This is a genomic window from Ramlibacter henchirensis (assembly GCF_004682015.1).
Lineage (GTDB): Bacteria > Pseudomonadota > Gammaproteobacteria > Burkholderiales > Burkholderiaceae_C > Ramlibacter > Ramlibacter henchirensis.
In genome coordinates this window covers 34,982-54,174 of the sequence record NZ_SMLM01000004.1, presented here as the reverse complement: position 1 = coordinate 54,174, position 19,193 = coordinate 34,982, and the positions used below count along the sequence as shown (strand labels likewise).

The 19,193-nt window shown below is 69.0% G+C and carries 16 protein-coding genes; 8 read left to right on the top strand and 8 right to left on the bottom strand.

Features of this window, described 5'->3' with window-relative positions; translation table 11 throughout:
• Positions 1-34 precede the first annotated feature (34 nt).
• The 5 genes from EZ313_RS21595 to EZ313_RS21575 are packed head-to-tail and all read left to right on the top strand — an operon-like array spanning position 35 to position 4,457.
• A complete protein-coding gene (locus EZ313_RS21595) occupies positions 35-1,027 on the top strand; it encodes a sulfate ABC transporter substrate-binding protein (protein ID WP_135265396.1) in 993 nt (330 codons plus the stop codon).
• A complete protein-coding gene (gene cysT, locus EZ313_RS21590) occupies positions 1,028-1,915 on the top strand; it encodes a sulfate ABC transporter permease subunit CysT (protein ID WP_135265395.1) in 888 nt (295 codons plus the stop codon).
• On the top strand, positions 1,915-2,799 hold the full coding sequence (cysW, locus tag EZ313_RS21585; protein ID WP_135265394.1) for a sulfate ABC transporter permease subunit CysW: 885 nt from the start codon (positions 1,915-1,917) through the stop codon (positions 2,797-2,799). Before cysT ends, cysW begins: the two co-directional genes overlap by 1 nt.
• 13 nt (positions 2,800-2,812) lie before the next feature.
• On the top strand, positions 2,813-3,907 hold the full coding sequence (locus EZ313_RS21580; RefSeq protein ID WP_135265393.1) for a sulfate/molybdate ABC transporter ATP-binding protein: 1,095 nt from the start codon (positions 2,813-2,815) through the stop codon (positions 3,905-3,907).
• Between the two features lie 31 nt (positions 3,908-3,938).
• Complete coding sequence (locus EZ313_RS21575; protein ID WP_240788742.1) at positions 3,939-4,457, top strand: disulfide bond formation protein B; 519 nt, start codon at positions 3,939-3,941, stop codon at positions 4,455-4,457.
• A 21-nt stretch (positions 4,458-4,478) separates the two neighbouring features.
• Here EZ313_RS21575 and EZ313_RS21570 read toward each other — a convergent pair whose 3' ends face one another.
• Positions 4,479-4,712 carry a hypothetical protein gene (locus EZ313_RS21570; RefSeq protein WP_135265392.1) on the bottom strand — a complete coding sequence of 78 codons (234 nt, stop codon included), beginning with the start codon at positions 4,710-4,712 and terminating at the stop codon, positions 4,479-4,481.
• 69 nt (positions 4,713-4,781) lie between these two features.
• Positions 4,782-6,131, bottom strand: coding sequence for an amino-acid N-acetyltransferase (argA, locus tag EZ313_RS21565; RefSeq protein WP_135265391.1), 1,350 nt, complete (start codon positions 6,129-6,131; stop codon positions 4,782-4,784).
• Between the two features lie 96 nt (positions 6,132-6,227).
• Here argA and EZ313_RS21560 point away from each other — a divergent pair, with 96 nt between their 5' ends.
• The 3 genes from EZ313_RS21560 to EZ313_RS21550 are packed head-to-tail and all read left to right on the top strand — an operon-like array spanning position 6,228 to position 12,612.
• A complete protein-coding gene (locus EZ313_RS21560) occupies positions 6,228-7,445 on the top strand; it encodes a diguanylate cyclase domain-containing protein (RefSeq protein ID WP_135265390.1) in 1,218 nt (405 codons plus the stop codon).
• Between the two features lie 41 nt (positions 7,446-7,486).
• Positions 7,487-11,431, top strand: a complete 3,945-nt coding sequence (gene hrpA, locus EZ313_RS21555; RefSeq protein ID WP_135265389.1) for an ATP-dependent RNA helicase HrpA — start codon at positions 7,487-7,489, stop codon at positions 11,429-11,431.
• Positions 11,431-12,612, top strand: coding sequence for a Bcr/CflA family efflux MFS transporter (locus EZ313_RS21550; RefSeq protein ID WP_135265388.1), 1,182 nt, complete (start codon positions 11,431-11,433; stop codon positions 12,610-12,612). The genes hrpA and EZ313_RS21550 overlap by 1 nt, the downstream gene beginning before the upstream one ends.
• A gap of 3 nt (positions 12,613-12,615) precedes the next feature.
• On the opposite strand, the gene EZ313_RS21545 is transcribed toward EZ313_RS21550, so the two are convergent.
• The 6 genes from EZ313_RS21545 to EZ313_RS21520 all read right to left on the bottom strand — a co-directional run bounded on the left by EZ313_RS21545 (position 12,616) and on the right by EZ313_RS21520 (position 19,192).
• On the bottom strand, positions 12,616-13,746 hold the full coding sequence (locus EZ313_RS21545; RefSeq protein WP_135265387.1) for an ABC transporter substrate-binding protein: 1,131 nt from the start codon (positions 13,744-13,746) through the stop codon (positions 12,616-12,618).
• A 107-nt stretch (positions 13,747-13,853) separates the two neighbouring features.
• Complete coding sequence (locus EZ313_RS21540) at positions 13,854-14,612, bottom strand: HAD family hydrolase (protein ID WP_135265386.1); 759 nt, start codon at positions 14,610-14,612, stop codon at positions 13,854-13,856.
• Between the two features lie 89 nt (positions 14,613-14,701).
• Entirely contained in the window at positions 14,702-15,979 is a 1,278-nt protein-coding gene (locus EZ313_RS21535) for an amidohydrolase family protein (protein WP_135265385.1), read from the bottom strand.
• Positions 15,980-16,002: 23 nt separating this feature from the next.
• Complete coding sequence (gene upp / locus EZ313_RS21530; RefSeq protein ID WP_135265384.1) at positions 16,003-16,632, bottom strand: uracil phosphoribosyltransferase; 630 nt, start codon at positions 16,630-16,632, stop codon at positions 16,003-16,005.
• Between the two features lie 26 nt (positions 16,633-16,658).
• A complete protein-coding gene (locus tag EZ313_RS21525; RefSeq protein WP_135265383.1) occupies positions 16,659-17,927 on the bottom strand; it encodes a URC4/urg3 family protein in 1,269 nt (422 codons plus the stop codon).
• A complete protein-coding gene (locus EZ313_RS21520; protein ID WP_135265382.1) occupies positions 17,924-19,192 on the bottom strand; it encodes a GTP cyclohydrolase II in 1,269 nt (422 codons plus the stop codon). Before EZ313_RS21520 ends, EZ313_RS21525 begins: the two co-directional genes overlap by 4 nt.
• Position 19,193: the final 1 nt, after the last annotated feature.

Here is a 19,193-nt window from a genome sequence, read left to right as displayed (position 1 = left end):
AAACGAGGCTGCGCAGCAGCCTCGTACTTGCAACATGAAGTCCCTGAAAATCGCCCTCGCTTCCCTCGCGCTCGTCGCGAGTTCCCTCGCTTCCGCCCAGCCGACGCTGCTGAACGTCTCGTACGACGTGGCGCGCGAGTTCTACAAGGACATCAACGCGGCTTTCGTGCCGCACTACAAGAAGACCGCCGGCAAGGACGTGAAGGTCGAGCAGTCGCATGCCGGTTCCAGCGCGCAGGCGCGCGCGGTGGCGGACGGCCTGGACGCCGACGTGGTGACGATGAACACCACCACCGACATCGAGTTCCTGGCCGAGCGCGGCGTGGTGGCCAAGGACTGGGCCAAGCGCTTCCCGGACAACGCGTCGCCGACGACGTCGACGATGCTGTTCCTGGTGCGCGAGGGCAATCCCAAGGGCATCAAGGACTGGGAAGACCTGACGCGGCCCGACGTGAAGGTGGTCGTGGTGAACCCGAAGACCGGGGGCAATGGGCGCTACGCCTACCTGGCGGCCTGGGGCTACATCAAGAAGAAGGGCGGGACCGACGCGCAGGCGCAGGAGTTCCTGTCCAAGCTGTACAAGAACGTGCCCGTGCTGGCCCGCGGCGGCCGCGACGCCACCACCGCCTTCCTGCAGCGCAACACGGGCGACGTGCTGATCACGTTCGAGTCGGAGGTCGAGTCCGTCAACCGCGAGTTCGGCAAGGGCAAGGTGGACGTGGTCTATCCGTCCATCAGCATCGTCGCGGAGAACCCGGTCGCCATCGTGGAGCGCACCATCGCCAAGAAGGGCACGGGCGACCTGGCAAAGGCCTACCTCGACTTCCTGTACTCCGAGGAAGGGCAGGAGATCGCGGCGAAGCACTCGATCCGTCCGCGCAACCAGAAGGTCCTGGCCCGGCACGTGCAGACGTTCAAGCCCATCAAGCTCTTCACCGTGCAGGAGCTGTTCGGCTCGCTGTCCGAGGCGCAGAAGGTGCACTTCAACGACGGCGGCCAGTTCGACAAGATCTACACGGTCAGGTAAATGGCCGGGTCCGCCGCCACCCTCCCGGCGCCCCTGCCGGCCACGGCGGCGTCTTCGCGCCGCGGCGGCGCGCGCAAGGTCCTGCCGGGGTTCAATCTCACGCTCGGGTACACGCTGCTGTACCTGAGCCTCATCGTCCTGATCCCGCTGTCGGCGCTGGTGATCAAGACGTTCGCCATGAGCTGGGACCAGTTCTGGGCCGCGGTCAGCTCGCCGCGGGTCGTCGCGTCCTACCGCCTCACGTTCGGCGCGTCGTTCCTGGCGGCGTTGTTCAACGTCTTCTTCGGGCTGCTGCTCGCGTGGGTGCTGGTGCGCTACCGCTTCCCGGGCAAGAAGATCGTGGATGCGCTGGTTGACCTGCCTTTCGCGCTGCCCACCGCGGTGGCCGGCATCTCGCTCACGGCGCTGCTGGCCGGCAACGGCTGGATCGGCCAGTACCTCGAGCCGCTCGGGATCCAGCTCGCGTTCAACCCGAACGGGGTGGTGATCGCGCTGATCTTCATCGGGCTGCCGTTCGTGGTGCGCACCGTGCAGCCGGTGCTGGAGGACACGGAGCGTGAGCTGGAGGAGGCCGCGATGTGCCTGGGCGCGACGCGGTGGCAGACCTTCAGCCGGGTGATCCTGCCCGCCATCCTGCCCGCGCTGCTGACCGGCTTCGCGATGGCCTTCGCGCGTGCGGTGGGCGAGTATGGCTCGGTCATCTTCATCGCGGGCAACATGCCCATGGTCTCCGAGATCACGCCGCTGGTGATCATCGGAAAGCTGGAGCAATACGACTACGCAGGCGCGACCGCGGTCGCGACCGTGATGCTGGGGATTTCGTTCGTGCTGCTGCTGGTGATCAATGGCTTGCAGGCCTGGCAGCGGCGCAGGGCAGGGGCCGGCTGATGGCAGGCAACCTCGCGCAAAAGCGCGTCATCACCACGGAAACGGCTTGGGTCCGCCGTTCGCTCATCGGCGCGGCGCTGCTGTTCGTGTTCCTCTTCCTGGTGCTGCCGCTCGCCGCGGTGTTCACCGAGGCGCTGCGAAAGGGCTTCGAGGCCTATCTCGAAGGTCTGCGGGAGCCGGATGCGTGGTCGGCGATCCGGCTGACGCTGATCACTGCAGCGATCGCCGTGCCCCTGAACCTGGTGTTCGGCATCGCGGCCGCGTGGTGCATCGCCAAGTACGAGTTCCGCGGCAAGGCCTTCCTGACCACGCTGGTCGACCTGCCGTTCTCCGTGTCCCCGGTGGTGGCCGGCCTGATCTACGTGCTGGTGTTCGGCGCGCAGGGCTGGCTCGGCCCCTGGCTGGCGGCGAACGGCATCAAGATCGTCTTCGCCGTGCCGGGCATCGTGCTGGCCACGATCTTCGTCACCTTCCCCTTCATCGCCCGCGAGCTGATCCCGCTGATGCAGGCGCAGGGGAACGAGGAGGAGCAGGCCGCCATCGTGCTGGGCGCCAACGGCTGGCAGACCTTCTGGCACGTCACGCTGCCCAACATCAAGTGGGGCCTGATCTACGGCGTGATCCTGTGCAACGCGCGCGCAATGGGCGAGTTCGGTGCGGTGTCGGTGGTGTCCGGCCACATCCGCGGCCAGACCAACACCATGCCGCTGCACGTGGAGATCCTCTACAACGAATACCAGTCGGTGGCCGCCTTCTCGGTCGCCTCGCTGCTGGCGCTGCTGGCGCTGGTGACGCTCGCGATCAAGAGCGTGGCGGAGTGGCAGCACGAGCGCCTGATGAAGGCGACGGCGGAGCTGCCGCCGGAGCGGCCGGCGGCCGCGTGAAGGACGACAACCCATGAGCATCGAAATCCGCAACGTCAGCAAGCAATTCGGCGAGTTCCACGCGCTGCGCAATGTCTCGCTGGACATCGGCTCCGGCGAACTGCTCGCGCTGCTCGGCCCTTCCGGCTGCGGCAAGACCACGCTGCTGCGCATCATCGCGGGCCTGGAAACGGCCGACAGCGGCAGCATCCTGTTCGCGGGCGAGGACACCACGGACGTGCATGTGCGTGAGCGGCAGGTCGGCTTCGTGTTCCAGCACTACGCGCTCTTCCGCCACATGACCGTGTTCGAGAACGTCGCGTTCGGCCTGCGAGTCAAGCCCCGCGGGCAGCGGCCGGGCGAAGCGCAGATCAAGCAGAAGGTGCACGAGTTGCTGAACCTCGTGCAACTGGATTGGTTGGCGGACCGCTTTCCGTCGCAGCTGTCGGGCGGGCAGCGGCAGCGCATCGCGCTGGCCCGCGCACTCGCGGTGGAGCCCAAGGTGCTGCTGCTGGACGAGCCGTTCGGCGCGCTCGACGCCAAGGTGCGCAAGGAACTGCGCCGCTGGCTGCGCCGCCTGCATGACGAACTGCACGTCACCAGCATCTTCGTCACGCATGACCAGGAAGAGGCTCTGGAAGTGGCGGACCGGGTCGTGCTGATGAATGCCGGGCGCGTGGAGCAGGTCGGCTCGCCACAGGACGTCTGGGACCATCCGGCCAGCCCCTTCGTGTACGGCTTCCTCGGCGACGTCAACATGTTCCACGGTCGCGCCCACCAGGGCGAGGTGCACCTGGAAGGCATGCAGCTGCACGCGCCCGAGCACGCCGAAGCGGAGAACGCCAAGGCCTTCGCGTACGTGCGGCCGCACGACCTGGACGTGCAGCGCTACTCGCCCGGCGCGCGTGGCATCGTGGTGCAGCTCTCGCGCGCCATCGTGGTCGGGCCCATCGCCCGGCTGGAACTAATTCCGGCCGAGGACACCCAACCGGCCAACCCCAGCGGTCAGGACCCCATCATCGAGGCCCAGATTCCTGCGCAACAATTCAGGGAGCTGGGGTTCCGGGAGGGCGAGACGCTGGTGGTGACGCCGCGCAGGGCCCGCGTGTTCGTGGAAGGGGCGCACTGAGGGATTGCGGCGCCCGCATCGGGAGAGAGTCTTGATCGAGTGGCTGTTCGCGGCGCCGCGCCGCACCTTGAGCCTGGTGGCTGCCGCCTGCGCGGGCATGCTGGCGTTCGCGCTGTACCTGCAGCATGGCGTGGGCCTCGAGCCTTGCCCGATGTGCATCGTGCAACGCTATGCGCTGATCCTGGTGGGAGTCATCGCCGGCGCGTCCGCGGCGATTCCGCGCCGCGGCGCCTGGATCACCGGCAGCGTCCTGGCGCTGGCGGCCTCGGGATTCGGCGCTTTCGTCGCCGCCCGCCAGAGCTGGCTGCAGTGGCATCCGCCGGAGATCGTGTCCTGCGGGCGCGACTTCTACGGGATGATCGAGACGTTCCCGCTCAAGCGCGCGATCCCGATGATCTTCCGCGGCAGCGGCGATTGCACGAAGATCGACTGGACGTTCCTGGGGCTGTCGATCGCCAACTGGTCGTTCGTGGCGTTCGTGGGGTTCGCGCTGGTGTTGATCGCTTTGCTGGCGCGATCAATGCGCGCGCCGCGGCTGGCGCACGCCTGAGGCGCGGCGCGCCCCGGCCGGTCAGTGCGCGAGGTCGAGGCGCCGTTCGACGCGATCGAGACGGCCGTCGAACCGGTCCAGGCGGATGTGGATGCCTGCGATGCCTTCGTGGAAGAAGGCCACCTGCTTCTCCAGCGAGTTCAAGCGGCTCTTCACCACCTCCACGTCGGAACGAAGCTCCGCCTTGAAGTCGCGCAGCTCATTGCGGAGCGCTTTCAGGTGCTCGAGGATGAGGGGCGAAACGTTGTCGGTCATGAATCGACTGCAGCTGAAAAGTAGACTTTCGTGTTCATGCACTTCCCCGAAGTGACGGGGGAGCGCCCGCTACGTCAGCTTCTTGACGAACACCATCGACCGCCGGTCCCAGTTGTACTTGCGCTTGCGGGCCTCCGGCAGCCACTCCGGCTCCACCTGGACGAAGCCGCGCTTGAGGAACCAGTGCATCGTGCGGGTCGTGAGCACGAAGATGCTGTCCAGGCCCATCGCCTTGGCGCGCTGCTCGACCCGCTTGAGGATCTTCTCGCCGTCGCCCTGGCCCTGGCTTTGCGGCGAAACGGTCAGCGCCGCCATCTCGCCGGTGCGCGCCTCGGGGTAGGGATAGAGGGCGGCGCAGGCGAAGATCACGCCGTCGTGCTCGATGATGCTGTAGTTGGCGATGTCGCGTTCGATCTCGGTGCGCTCGCGCCGGACCAGGGTTCCATCGCGCTCGAACGGTTCGATCAGCTGCAGGATGCCGCCGACGTCGTCGGCCGTCGCCTCGCGCAGTTCCTCCAGCTTCTCATCGATGACCATGGTGCCGATGCCGTCGTGCACGTAGATCTCCAGCAGGATCGAGCCGTCGACCGCGAACGGGATGATGTGGCTGCGCTCCACGCCGCCCTTGCAGGCCTTGACGCAGTGCTGCAGGTAGAAGCCGGTGTCGGTCGGCAGCTGCGGGCCGGGCAGCGAGGCCAGGATCTGTTCGGCGGCCGCGAGCGGCAGCTCGGTGTCGATCGGGTTGTCCTCGGACTCGGCCTCCGCCGGCTTGATGCGGATGCCGGGGATCTCGGTCAGGAACACCAGCTTGTCCGCCTGCAGGGCGATGGCCACGCTCGTGGCCACTTCCTCCATCGCCAGGTTGAACGCCTCGCCTGTCGGTGAGAAGCCGAAGGGCGACATCAGCACCATCGCGCCGTGGTCGAGCGTGCGCTTGATGCCGGCCACGTCGACCTTGCGCACCATGCCCGAGTGCTGGAAGTCGACGCCGTCCACGATCCCCACCGGCCGCGCGGTGATGAAGTTGCCCGAGATCACGCGGATGGTGGAGCCCGCCATCGGCGTGTTCGGCAGCCCCATGCTGAAGGCCGCCTCGATCTCGTAGCGCAGCTGGCCGGCCGCCTCCTGAGCGCAGTCCAACGCCACTCCGTCGGTGATGCGCATGCCGTGCGAGTAGCGCGCCTCGTGGCCCTTGGCCCGCAGCTGCTCGTTCACCTGGGGCCGGAAGCCGTGCACCAGCACCAGCTTGACGCCCATGCTCTGGATCAGCGCGAGGTCCTGCGCGATGGCCTGCAGCTTCCCGGCCGCGACGGCCTCGCCGGCCACGCCCACCACGAAGGTCTTGCCCCGGTGCATGTGGATGTACGGCGCCACCGAGCGGAACCAGGGCACGAAGGTGAAGTTGAAGACGGTGGACATCGACTGTGAGAACTGACAGCGAAAACGGGGGCGGCGCCAGCGGAACAGTGTAAGGTACGGTCCGGCCGCCGCCGGCGGCACGAGGGGTGCGGGCGCGTGGACAGCGTGGCGGTGGGATTCTGGGGAGCCTTCTTCGGCGCGGCCGGCCTGTCGCTGATCGCCGCCGTGCTCGCATTCCGTCAGTCCGCCCGTCGCGTGGCCACCACGGGTTCGCTGTCGGCGCTGCTTTCCTGTCTCTATGTCCTGATCTTCCTCGGCTGGCTGCCGGGCGACTCGCCCGAGGCGCACCTGCGCGTGCAGGCCCATGCCGCCGTGCTCGTCTCGGCGGTCCTGGCGCCGTTGCTGTTCTGGCTGCTCGGGGTGCTGCGCGGCTCTCGTGCCCGCGCCATCGTCGCGGCGACGGCTGCCGTCACGGCAGTGGTGCTGGCCATCGGCTGGTCGCTGCCGCCACTGGAGGCGCTTGCACTGTCGGTCGCGATGCAGGGGATGCTGGTGGCCCTGAGCCTGGCCGCCGCGCTGCGCAGCGCCCGTCGCGGCGCAGCGGCCGGCTGGTTGGCCTTCGCCGGCGTGTGCTTCATGTCCCTGGCCATCGCCGGGCTGACCTGGCATGCGTTGGACCCGGCGAGCACGCCCTGGCCCGTGCACGCGGCCAGCGCGCTCGCTGCCATCGCCTACACCGCGTGCATCGGGGGTGCCATGTGGGCGCGCTACGCGTACCTGATCGACGTTCGCCAGGCCATGGTGCATGGACCGAGCTATGACCCCGTGACCCGGCTCGCCTCCCATTCCGAGACGCACGTGATGGTCGGCGAGGCGTTCGCGCGGGCCGAGCGTGACGGCAGGCCGCTCGGCGTGCTGGCGGTGAGCGTCGCGAACTTCGACGCGCTCGAGCACCTGCACGGACGCGCGGCCTACAACCACGGCCTGTTCATCTGCGCCAGCCGCCTGCGCCGCCTGCTGCCGCCCGGCGTGCAGCTCGGGCGCCTCGACGCCGACGCTTTCCTGCTGCTGGTGCCGAGGCCGTCGGCGGCCGACCCCCTGATGGAGCTGGCGCACCAGGTGGTGCAGCGGCTTTCGCGCCCGGTCGGGCTGGGCACCAGCAAGGACATGGCCGAGCTGGAGTACAGCCGCACGACCTGGGTGGCGGAGGTCGGCGTGGGTGTCCTGGTGGCTCCGCCGCAGATGCGCCCGCAGACCGCGGTGGCGGCGGCCAAAGCCATGTCGCGCACCGCCTGGAGCTACGCCAGCCGCGTGGCCTGCTACGACGAGGAAGAACGGCAGATCGCCGAGCTGGCGCCCGAACCCGCCCGATAATCCGGGGCTTTGCGCCCCTGCGGCGCCGCAGTTCCGCCGCCTTGCCCGCTCCCCGCATCACCTTTCCAGAATCGCTGCCGGTCTGCGGCAAACGCGACGAGATCGCGCGCGCGATCGCCGAGCACCAGGTGGTCATCGTCTGCGGCGAGACCGGCTCGGGCAAGACCACGCAACTGCCCAAGATCGCGCTGGCCATGGGGCGGGGCAAGCTCAACGCCCCGCCGGGCGAGCGCGGCCGGCTGATCGGGCACACGCAGCCGCGGCGGATCGCCGCATCGAGCGTAGCCAAACGCATCGCGCAGGAGCTGGAGACGCCGCTCGGCGAAGTCGTCGGCTTCAAGGTGCGCTTCCAGGACCGGCTCTCGCGCGACGCCTCGGTGAAGCTGATGACCGACGGCATCCTGCTGGCGGAAACCCAGACCGACCCGCTGCTGTCGGCGTACGACACGCTGATCATCGACGAGGCCCACGAGCGCAGCCTCAACATCGACTTCCTGCTCGGCTACCTCAAGCAGCTCCTGCCGCGCCGGCCCGACCTGAAGATCGTGGTCACGTCGGCCACGATCGACGCCGAACGCTTCGCGGAGCACTTCGCTTCGGCCAGGGGCAAGGCGCCCGTCATCTACGTGTCCGGCCGCATGTATCCGGTGGAGCAGCGCTACCGGCCGTTCGAGGAGACGCGCGATTACGGGCTGGACGAAGCCATCGCCGACGGGGTCGACGAGCTGTGGCAGGGCAACGCTGCAGGCGACATCCTCGTGTTCCTTCCGGGCGAGCGCGAGATCCGCGAGGCGGCCGACCACTTGCGCAAGCACCTGTCGCACAGCCCGCTCACGCGCGGGGCCGAGGTGCTGCCGCTGTTCTCGCGGCTGTCGCAGGCCGAACAGGACCGCATCTTCGAAGCGCACGCGGGCCGGCGCATCGTGCTGGCCACCAACGTGGCCGAGACCTCGCTCACCGTGCCGGGCATCCGCTACGTGATCGACGCGGGCACGGCGCGAGTCAAGCGCTACAGCTTCCGCAGCAAGGTGGAGCAGCTGCTGGACGAGCCCGTGAGCCAGGCCGCGGCCAACCAGCGCGCGGGCCGCTGCGGCCGCGTGGCCAACGGCATCTGCATCCGCCTCTACGACGAGCAGGACTTCCTCTCGCGCCCGCGGTTCACCGACCCGGAGATCCTGCGCTCGTCGCTGGCCGGCGTGATCCTGCGCATGAAGGCGCTGCACCTGGGCAGCGTGGAAGACTTTCCGTTCATCGAGGCCCCGCAGCGTCGCGCGATCGCCGACGGCTACCAGTTGCTCAATGAACTGGGCGCCGTGGACGACGCCAACGAGCTCACTCCCGTCGGCGGCGAGCTGGCCCGCCTGCCGCTGGACCCGCGAGTGGCCCGGATGATCCTGGAGGGGCGCGAGCGGGGCGCGCTGGCCGAGGTGCTGGTGATCGCATCGGCGCTGTCCGTGCAGGACGTGCGCGACCGGCCGCTGGAGCTGCAGGCGCAGGCCGACCAGCAGCATGCGAAGTTCGATGACGAGAAGAGCGAGTTCTCGGGGTACCTGAGGTTGTGGGAGTGGATCCATGCGGCGCGGGGCGGCACCTCGCCCCAACCCTCTCCCGCGAGCGGGAGAGGGAGCCCAGGCGCTCCGAAACTCCCTCTCGCGCGTGCGGGAGGGGGTGGGGGTGAGGGTGCACCCCACCACAAGCTCTCCAACCGCCAGTACGAATCCCTCCTGCGCCAGAACTTCATCAACGTGCGGCGTGTGCGCGAGTGGAAGGACATCCACTCGCAACTGCACACGGTGGTTGCCGAGCACAAGTGGCGCATGAACTCGCAGCCCGCGGGCTACGACGCGCTGCACAAGTCCATGCTGGCCGGCCTGCTGGGCAACATCGGCTGGAAGATGGAAGAGGAGGACGTGTACCTCGGCGCGCGCGGGATCAAGTTTTATCGCCACCCCGGAGCCCACCTAAAGAAGCGCCCGGGGCGCTGGATCGTCTGCGCCGAGCTGGTGGAGACCACGCGCCTGTTCGGCCGCGGCATCGCCAACATCGAGCCGCAATGGGTGGAGGAAGTCGCCGGCCACCTGCTCAAGAAGCAGCTGCTCGATCCGCACTGGGAGAAGAAGGGCGCCGAGGTGATGGCGCTGGAGCGCGCCACGCTGTACGGCCTGGTGATCTACAGCGGCCGCCGTGTGCCCTTCGCCAAGGTCGACCAGCAGGGCGCGCGGGAGATCTTCATCCGCGAGGGCCTGGTCGCGGGGCAGTGGGAGACGAAGCTGCCGTTCCTGGCCGCCAACCTGAAGCTGGTGCGGCAGGTCGAGGAGCTGGAGCACAAGTCGCGCCGCCAGGACGTGCTGGTGGACGAGGAGCTGATCTACGCCTTCTACGACCAGCAGATCCCGGCCGACGTCTACAACGGCCACACCTTCGAGGGTTGGTATCGCCAGGACAGCCGGCACAAGCCCGATCTGCTGAAGCTCACTCGCGACGAGTTGATGCGGCACGAGGCCGCGGGCATCACGACGGAGTCCTTCCCGAAGACGATCCGACTGGGTGGTGTCGATTGCGCCGCGGCCTACCTGCACGAACCCGGCGATCCGCGCGACGGCCTCACCGTGACCGTGCCGCTGTTCGTGTTGAACCAGGTGAGCGAAGAGCGTGCCGAATGGCTGGTGCCCGGCATGCTCAAGCACAAGGTGCAGGCGCTCCTCAAGAGCCTGCCGCAAAAGCCCCGCTCGCGGTTCGTGCCGCTGCCGGAATCGGCGGCGCGGCTAGCCGATGAACTGACGGCGCCGGAACGCTGGGCCGTCGGCTCGCTGGTCGACGTGCTGCTGAAGATGGTGCGGGAACGGACGTCGCTGGACGTCAAGCGCACGGATTTCAAGCTGGACATGGTGCCCGCGCACCTGTTCATGAATTTCCGGGTGGTGGACGAGCACGGCCGGCAGCTGGGGATGGGGCGGAATCTCGGGGCGCTGAAGGCGGAACTGGGGGCGAAGGCGCGGGGGGCGTTCCAGGCGCTGGCGGGGTTGACGGTCGCGGCGGCTCCAACTCCCTCTCCCGCTGGCGGGAGAGGGCGAAGTGAGGGTGGTGCGGTGGCGAAGGCAGACCCTCACCCCAGCCCTCTCCCGCAGGCGGGAGAGGGAGCGAGGTACACCAGCTGGTCCTTCGGCGAACTGCCCGAGCTGATGGAAGTGCGAAAGGGCTCGACGTCCCTCGTCGGCTTCCCCGCGCTGGTCGACCAGGGCCACGCCGTCGTCATCGAAGTCTTCGACGAACCCGAGGTCGCCGCGGCGAAGCACCGCGCGGGCCTGCGCCGCCTGTTCGCGCTGCAGCTCAAGGACGCGCTCAAGTACCTGGAGAAGAACATTCCCGACCTGCAGAAGATGGCCGTCGCCTTCATGCCGCTCGGCACGCAGGAGGAATTGCGGCAGCAGATCATCGATCTGGCCCTGGACCGGGCCTTCCTGCTCGATCCGCTGCCCACCGACGAGGCCACGTTCAAGCGCCGGGTGGACGAGGGCCGCGGCCGCCTGACGCTGATCGCCAACGAGGTGGCCCGCCTCGCGGCCACCATCCTGGCCGACTACGCGACGGCGGCGCGAAAGATCAAGGACACCAAGGGGCATCCCGATTGCACCGCCGACGCCGCGCAGCAGCTGCAGCGACTGGTCCCGAGGCACTTCCTCGCCCGGACGCCCTGGGCGGCCCTGCAGCATCTCCCGCGCTACCTCAAGGCGATCACGCTGCGGCTAGAGAAACTGCGCGCGGATCCTGCGCGCGACGTGGCTCGCATGGCCGACGTCCGGCCGCAGGAGCAGCGCTACTGGCGCCTGGTGGCCGAGCGCAAAGGCCACGTCGACGACCGCATGCAGGAACTGCGCTGGCTGCTGGAGGAACTTCGCGTCAGCCTGTTCGCGCAGGAACTTCGCACGCCGCAGCCCGTGAGCGTCAAGCGCCTCGAAAAGGTCTGGGCGCAGTTGAACAGCTGATGCACTTCCTCCTCATGGCCAACCTCGTGGCCCAGCTTGCCTTCGGCTTGCTGGCCATGACGATCTGCCTGCCTTCGATGCAGGACTGGCCGGCCCTGTTCGGCAGCACGCAGGCGGCGGTGCAGCTGACGTTCAGCGGATTCATCGCGGCGTACGGCGGCATGCAGCTGGTGTACGGGCCGCTGTCGGACCGTTTCGGACGCAAGCCGGTGCTGCTCGCCGGACTGGTGATCGCCTGCGCGGGCTGTCTGCTCGCGGCGTTCGCGGACAGCCTGGAAGTGCTCACGCTCGGCCGCGTGCTGCAGGGCGCGGGCAGCGCGGCGGGCATGGTGACGGGGCGGGCGATGGTGCAGGACCTGTTCCAGGGACCGGAGCGCACGCGTGTGATGGCCTTCATCGGCATGAGCATGGGCGTGTGCCCGCCATTGGCCACGCTGCTGGGCGGTCACTTGCACGTGCGGGTGGGCTGGCAGGCGAACTTCGCGGTGATGGCGGCGCTGGCGGTCGTATTGATGGCGGCGGCCTGGTGGGGCCTGCCGGCGCGCAAGGCGGACGCGGCGCCCTCGACCGGCGGGCTGCGCACGCTGGCCGGCAGCTATGCACGCCTTGCGCGCGAACCGGCCTTCCTGCTGCACGTGCTGCTGCTGTCGTCGGCCACCGCGACGTTCTACAGCTTCCTGGGCGGCACGCCGCTGGTGCTGCGCGCGTACGGCGTTACGCCGGAGCAGCTGGGCTGGTACATCGGCGTCATCCCGATCGCCTACATCTTCGGCAACCTGGCCACGACGCGCATGACGCACCGCCGCAGCGACCGCTACATCATGGGCTGGGGCCAGGCGCTCACGATCGGCGGACTGTTCTTCGTGCTGGCGCTCGGTTGGGCCGGGTGGCGAAGCCCGCTTGCATTGGCGTTGCCGCTGCTGCTCCTCGGCGTCGGCCACGGGTTGCTGGTGCCGCCCACGCTCACCGGCACCGTCGGTGTGATTCCCGCACTGGCCGGTTCGGCCGCCGCGGTGGCCGGCCTGTCGCAGCAGCTGCTGGGAGCGCTCGGCGGCCTGGTCGTGGGCATGGTGCCGCACGAGGGCCAGCTGAACCTGGGCGGGCTGATGCTGATGTGGACCCTGGTCGGCCTGGCGGCCTACCTGCTGCTGCAACGGCAGGCGCGCGTGCGCCCCCGCTGAGCGTCAGGTGCGCACGCGGCCGTCGCCCGTCAGCATCGACAGCTCGACGAACTTCGACGCGACGTGGTCGTTGCTGGAGAAGCTCACGTTGAAGCCGCCGTACGACGACATCCCCAGCGCCTCGAGGCTGGTGACGACCGTCTCGCGCGTGGGCTTGGCCGGGCCGCGGCGCAGCGCGTCGGCCATCACCTTGGCGGCCAGGTAGCCTTCCATGCTGGAGAAGTTGACGGAGTGCTCGCCGCCCGCCTTCTTCACCGCCTCCACGAACTCGCGCGTGATCGCGCGAGCGGGGTTGTAGGGCGAGGGCATCACCTGCGAGACGACCACGCCCAGTCCATCCTTGCCCAGTTCGTCGGCCAGCGCCTGGGTGCCCACGAACGACACGTTGTAGAAGAGGCCGCCATAGCCCGCCGCCTTCGCTGCCTTGATGAAGGCGGCGCACGCCTTGTACGAGCCGATCTGGACGATGGCGTCGGGGCGCAGCGCAACAAGCGCCTTGACGGCGGCCGCCACCTCCACCGAGTTGCGCTCCACCGTGGCCGTGCCGACCGGCTTGGAGTTGTGCGCGGCCAGCGCCAGCGCCACGCCGTCCAGGCCCGCCTTGCCGTACGCGTCGTTCTGGTGGAACACCGCGATCTTCTGGCGGCCGAGCTGGATCAGCTGGTCCACGATCAGCGCCGTCTCGTCGTTGTACGAGGCCCGCAGGTGGAAGGCATAGCGGTTGAACGGCTGGCGCAGTCCCATGGCGCCGGTGAAGGGCGCGTAGTAAGGCGTCTTCGCCGCCGTCGCGACCGGCAGCGCGGCCAGGCTGGTGGGCGTGCCGACATAGCAGAACAGGGCCACCGGGTCGTCGGCCAGCAGCTTGCGGGTGTTCTCGACGCAGCGGTCCGGCTCGTACCCGTCGTCCATCTTCACGATCTCCACCGGCTTGCGGTGGATGCCGCCCTGGGCATTGACCTGGTCGAAGTACAGCCGGGCGCCGTTGTGGAACTGGATGCCCAGCTGCGCGGACGGGCCGGTGAACGGCGCCGACTGGGCCAGCAGGATGCGGTCGCCCTGGGCGCGGACGGCAGGCAGGGCCATCAAGGCAGCGGAGCCGACGAGGGTGCGGGAGAACTTTCTGCGGTTGAGCATCCCGCGATTTTCACGCTGAACAGGCGCCTGCCTCGGCAGTATTTCGCTTATTGGTCGCCCGCGTGGCTTGCAGCCGACGCGGATGACTGCCGGCCTCGCGCCGAGGCCTACGACGCCGGCTTCGGCTGGGCGGTGCCCTCGAGCGTGTCTTCCGCGGGCTGCAGGACACCCAGCAGGTCCGACGTGGTCGCAAGGATCAGCCCGGCGCCGGCCTCGCGCAACTCGAGCTCCGTCCCGAAACCGCACAGCACGCCGACGGTCTGCGCGCCGGCTGCGACGCCGGTGCGGATGTCGATCGTGGTGTCGCCGATCATCAGGCACTCCTCGGGCCGCACCCCCATCTCCCGCGCCGCGAACAGCAGCGGCTCCGGATGCGGCTTCATGCGCCGGGTGGTCTGCGAGCCGATGACGGCGGTGAAGTGCTTGCGCACGCCGTAGTGCTCGAGGAACCGCTCCACCCGCGGCGCACCGCCGGTGGAGATCGTGCACATCGGGAAGTGCCGGGCCAGCGTATGGATCATCTGCTGCACGCCGGCCACCATCTCGTGCGGCACCTCGTCGGCGGCTTCCGGGTTGCGGGTGTGGGCGGGGTCGCCCTCCAGCCGCTTGATGGACCTCAACCGGTCGCGCAGCCGGGTCAGCGGCACGTCCAGGCCGAGCTCGTCGAGCTTGGCGTAGGCCGCATGGACCGGCGTCTCGAGCGCCATCACGGTCTGCCGCGCGAGCTTCTCCGCCCGCCGGCCGCTGACGCCCGGCACGGCATCGATGAGGCCGGCCAGCCGCGCGACGATGTGGTCGTCCGTATCGGAGATGGTGCCGTCGACGTCGAAGCACAGGGCGCGGATGCGGGAGAGGTCCAGGGCCATTCCCGGATTGCGCCACGGGCAGGCAGCGCGGATGTGAGTCGATTCCCCGATTGCGATTGCGGGTGTGCCGACAGCCGGCACGGCAGAGCTCAGCCTGCCGTCGTGAACCGGGTTGCGGCCGGCCGGCCCTCGACGTGCAGACTCGCCGCCACCTCCGGCGTCTCGGCCAGCAGCTTTCCCTTGCGCCACACCTTGAGCCGGTTCGCACGCAGCCGGATCGCCTCCACGACATCGCGCGCCTGCAGCAGCACGAAGCTGGCGTCGCAGCCCGGTTCGAGACCGTAGCCGGGCAACTGCATCACCTTCGCGGCGTTCGTGGTCACGGCGTCGAAGCACGCGCGGATGCCGCCGCGGCTGGTCATCTGCGCCACGTGCAGGCCCATGTGCGCCACCTCCAGCATGTCGCCCGAGCCCATGCCGTACCACGGGTCCATCACGCAGTCGTGGCCGAAAGCGACCGTGACGCCGGCGGCCATCAGCTCGGGCACTCGCGTCATGCCGCGCCGCTTGGGGTAGGTGTCGTGGCGGCCCTGCAGCGTGATGTTGATCAGCGGATTGGCCACGACGCTCACGCCGGACTCCGCGATCAGCGGCAGCAGCTTGCTGGCGTAGTAGTTGTCCATGCTGTGCATGGAAGTGCAGTGCGAGCCGTTCACCCGGCCCTCCAGCCCGAGCCGTTGCGTCTCGAAGGCCAGCGTCTCGATGTGGCGCGAGAGCGGGTCGTCCGACTCGTCGCAGTGCATGTCCACTGGCAGGCCGCGCCCGGCCGCGAGCTCGCACAGCAGCTTCACGCTGGCCGCGCCTTCGGACATCGTGCGCTCGAAGTGCGGGATGCCGCCGACGATGTCCACGCCCAGGTCGAGCGCGCGTTTCAGGTTCTCGACACCGAACTGCGTCCGCAGCACGCCGTCCTGCGGGAAGGCGACGAGCTGCAGGTCGACGTAGCCGGCGACACGCTTCTTCACCTCCAGCATGGCCTGCACCGGCAGCAGGCTGGGAGCGCTCGTGTCGACATGGCTGCGGATGGCCAGCAACCCCCTGGCCACGGCCCAATCGCAATACGCCAGCGCGCGCTCGATCATGTCCTCGGCCTTGAGCAGCGGCTTGAGCTCGCCCCACAGCGCGATGCCCTCCAGCAGCGTGCCGGTCTCGTTGATGCGCGGCAGCCCGTAGCTGAGGGTCGCGTCCATGTGGAAGTGCGGATCGCAGAACGGTGGCGAGAGCAGCCAGCCGCGCGCATCGAACTTCTCGTGCGCCGGTGCGTCCAGGCCGGCCGTGATTTCGCGGATGCGGCCGTCCTGCACCGCGACCGAGACGCCCGTGCGGCCGTCGGGCAGGGAGGCGTTGGTGATGAGCAGGTCGAGCATGAAGGAGCCCGCCGCGGGAACGCTTATTTCGTCCCGAAGATCCGGTCGCCCGCGTCGCCCAGCCCGGGCAGGATATAGCCGTGCTCGTTGAGCTGGCGGTCGATGGCCGCGGTGTAGAGCGGCACGTCCGGGTGCGCCCGCTGCATCGCCTCGATGCCTTCCGGGCAGGTGAGCAGGCACACGAACTTGATCGACTTGGGCTGCAGTTCCTTGAGCCGCTCCACGGCGGCGATGGCGCTGTTGCCGGTCGCCAGCATCGGGTCGACCACCACGACGTCACGCTCGTGCATGTCCTGCGGCATCTTGAAGTAGTACTCGACGGCCGTCAGCGTCTTGGGATCGCGGTACAGGCCGATGTGGCCCACCCGCGCGCCGGGAACGACGCTGAGCATGCCGTCCAGGATGCCGGTGCCGGCGCGCAGGATGGAGACGAACACCAGCTTCTTGCCGTCGATGACCTTGCCGGTGGTCTTCTCCAGCGGCGTCTCGATCTCCACCTCCTGCATCGCCATGTCGCGCGTGACCTCGTAGGCCATGAGCGAGGCCAGCTCGCCCAGCAGGCGCCGGAAGCTGTTGGTGCTGGCCTCCTTCTTGCGCATGAGGGTCAGCTTGTGCTGGACCAGCGGATGGTCGATCAGGTGGACTTGGGACATGGCGATCACTATAGCGAGCGCACCGCTCAGAACACGGTGCCGTCGCTGTGCACCTGCAGCGGCGGCAACCCGCCTCGGGCGCGCTGCGCCAGTTCACGGCCGGCCGCCCAGGTGCCGCCTTCCAGCACGCAGGCCAGGGGCAGCCGGTCTTCGTCCACCGAGAGTTCGTGGCGCACCGCCCCGGCCAGCTCGTCGAGAAGTGGCACGGTCAGCGCGCGCCATTCCACGATGATCTCGTCGCCGGGATGCCAGACCTGGTGGGCGGCATCCGGCTCGCGCAGCGTGAGCACGCCCGAATCGATCAGCAGCCCGCCGTTCCGGTATTCGGGCAGCGCCGTGAGCTTGTCGATGCCGCGCAGCTTCACGCCGGCCCAGTGGAAGGGCTCCAGCAGCGAGTAGGTGAGCCACTGCGAAAGCTTGTGGAACGGCACCCAGCCGTCCGAGGGGCCGTCGCCACGAACCGCGGCGTGGCGCCAGACGTCGCCCAGCGGCACGCCGCCGATGCTCGTGCCCATCGGCCAGATGCCGGACATCGAGGTGAGGATCTGCGACAGCAGGTCGTGCACCTCCACGTCGGCGGTGTGCGCGATGCCGCCCTCGTCGGCCACCATCAGGAAGAACAGGCCGCATGGACGCGCATCCTCGGTGAAGACCTCCGGCTGCTCCGCCATCGCCTCGCCCAGGCGGCGCAGCAGGATGGCGCGGCCCTCCAGCCCCACCAGCGGATTGGATTCGCTGACCTGGAACACCTGGGCCAGCTGGTCGGTGCCGAGCGAACGCAACCCCTGCGCGTCGGCCTGCAGCGGCCGCAGCCGGTCGCTGGAGAACATGCCGGCCATGAAGGCGTGGAAGGTCGCCACCGCCAGTCCCTCGGACCGGGTGTAGGTCTGGCCCGTGGCGGGATCGACGTACTTCCAGTCCGCTCCGGCGCCCGCATCCAGCAGCACGCTGACGACGGTGAGATCGATCATGGCGTGGGCGCGCGCCTGCGGCGCGACGTTGCCGAGCCTTTCGTTCAGCTGCTTGCGGCGGTCGACGCCGCCGGCCTCGAAGTGCCGCCAGCGGCTGTGGAACGGGATGTGCAGCCTGGGATAGCGGCGGCGCGTGATGGCCGCGACTTCCGCGGCTGCCGCGCGCAGCTTGCTTTCATCCACGGTGAACCAGGCCGACTGGCCGACGCGTGCCCGATCGAGCAGCTGGCCGCAGCGCTCGCGCACGGCGACGGTGGAGCGCAGGAGGCCGGCCGCGACCTCGCCGCGCGAGCGTTCGCGGATGAAGTCGTTCTCGACGCTCATTCCAGGCCCCGTCCCTTGGTGGTCTTGAGCTTGCGCGCATCGGGCACTTCGCCGGGCGTGAAGTAGCCGGCGGCCATCTTGGCGTCCATTTCCACCCGGGCATCGGCCGGGATCAGTTCGTCGGGGATGTTCACGCGTTCCCCGACCTCGATGCCGGACTGCGTGATGGCATCGAACTTCATGTTGCTCATCGAGACCAGCCGGTGGATGCGGCGCACGCCCAGCCAGTGCAGCACGTCGGGCATCAGCTCCTGGAAGCGCATGTCCTGCACGCCGGCCACGCACTCGGTGCGGGCGAAGTACTGGTCGGCCGTGTCGCCGCCCACCTGGCGCTTGCGCGCGTTGTAGACCAGGAACTTGGTGACCTCGCCGAGCGCGCGGCCTTCCTTGCGCGAATAGGAGATCAGGCCCACGCCGCCGCGACCGCCCGCGGACGCCGGCTGCGCGCCGCGGATGCATTCCTCGATCGCGTGCGTGAGGTACGGGCGGCAGGTGCAGATGTCCGAGCCGAACACGTCCGAGCCGTTGCACTCGTCGTGCACGCGGGCCGTGAGTTCCACCTCGGGGTTCGCAAGATCGCGCGGGTTGCCGAAGATGTAGACGGTCTGGCCGCCGATCGGCGGCAGGAAGACGTCGAGGTCGCCGCGCGTGACCAGCTCCGGGTACATGCCGCCCGTCTCCTCGAACAGCACGCGGCGCAGGTCGGTCTCGGTGCAGCCGAAGCGCCGCGCCACGCCGGGCAGGTGCCACACCGGCTCGATGGCGGCCTTGGTGACCATGGCCGCGCCGCTGGGCAGCAGCATCTTTCCATCGGGCTTGAGCCGGCGCTTGTTCACCGCCTCGATGATCTCCGGAAGGATGACGTGCGCCTTGGTCACCGCGATCGTGGGCCGGATGTCCATGCCCGCCGCGATCTCGTCGGAGAACACGTCGGCGACCATCGCGCCCCACGGATCGAGGCTGACGATGCGGGCCGGGTCGCTCCACTGCGGATACGGGCCGATCGCGTCGGTCGGCGAGGTGTTGGTCAGGTCCGCCTTGTGGCTGCGGGAGAGCGCGCCGGCCGCCACGGCGAGGGCGCGATACACGCTGTAGGAGCCGCTGTGCGTTCCGATGACGTTGCGGTGCGCGCGGGAAGTCGTCGTGCCCACGACCGGACCGCGCTCGGTGGGATCGGCCGCGCCCCAGTGGATGGTCGGCGCACCGTTGCCCCCGCTGTGCGAGGTCAGGCGGATGTGCCGGGGCGCTGTGCTGTTGGGCGACATG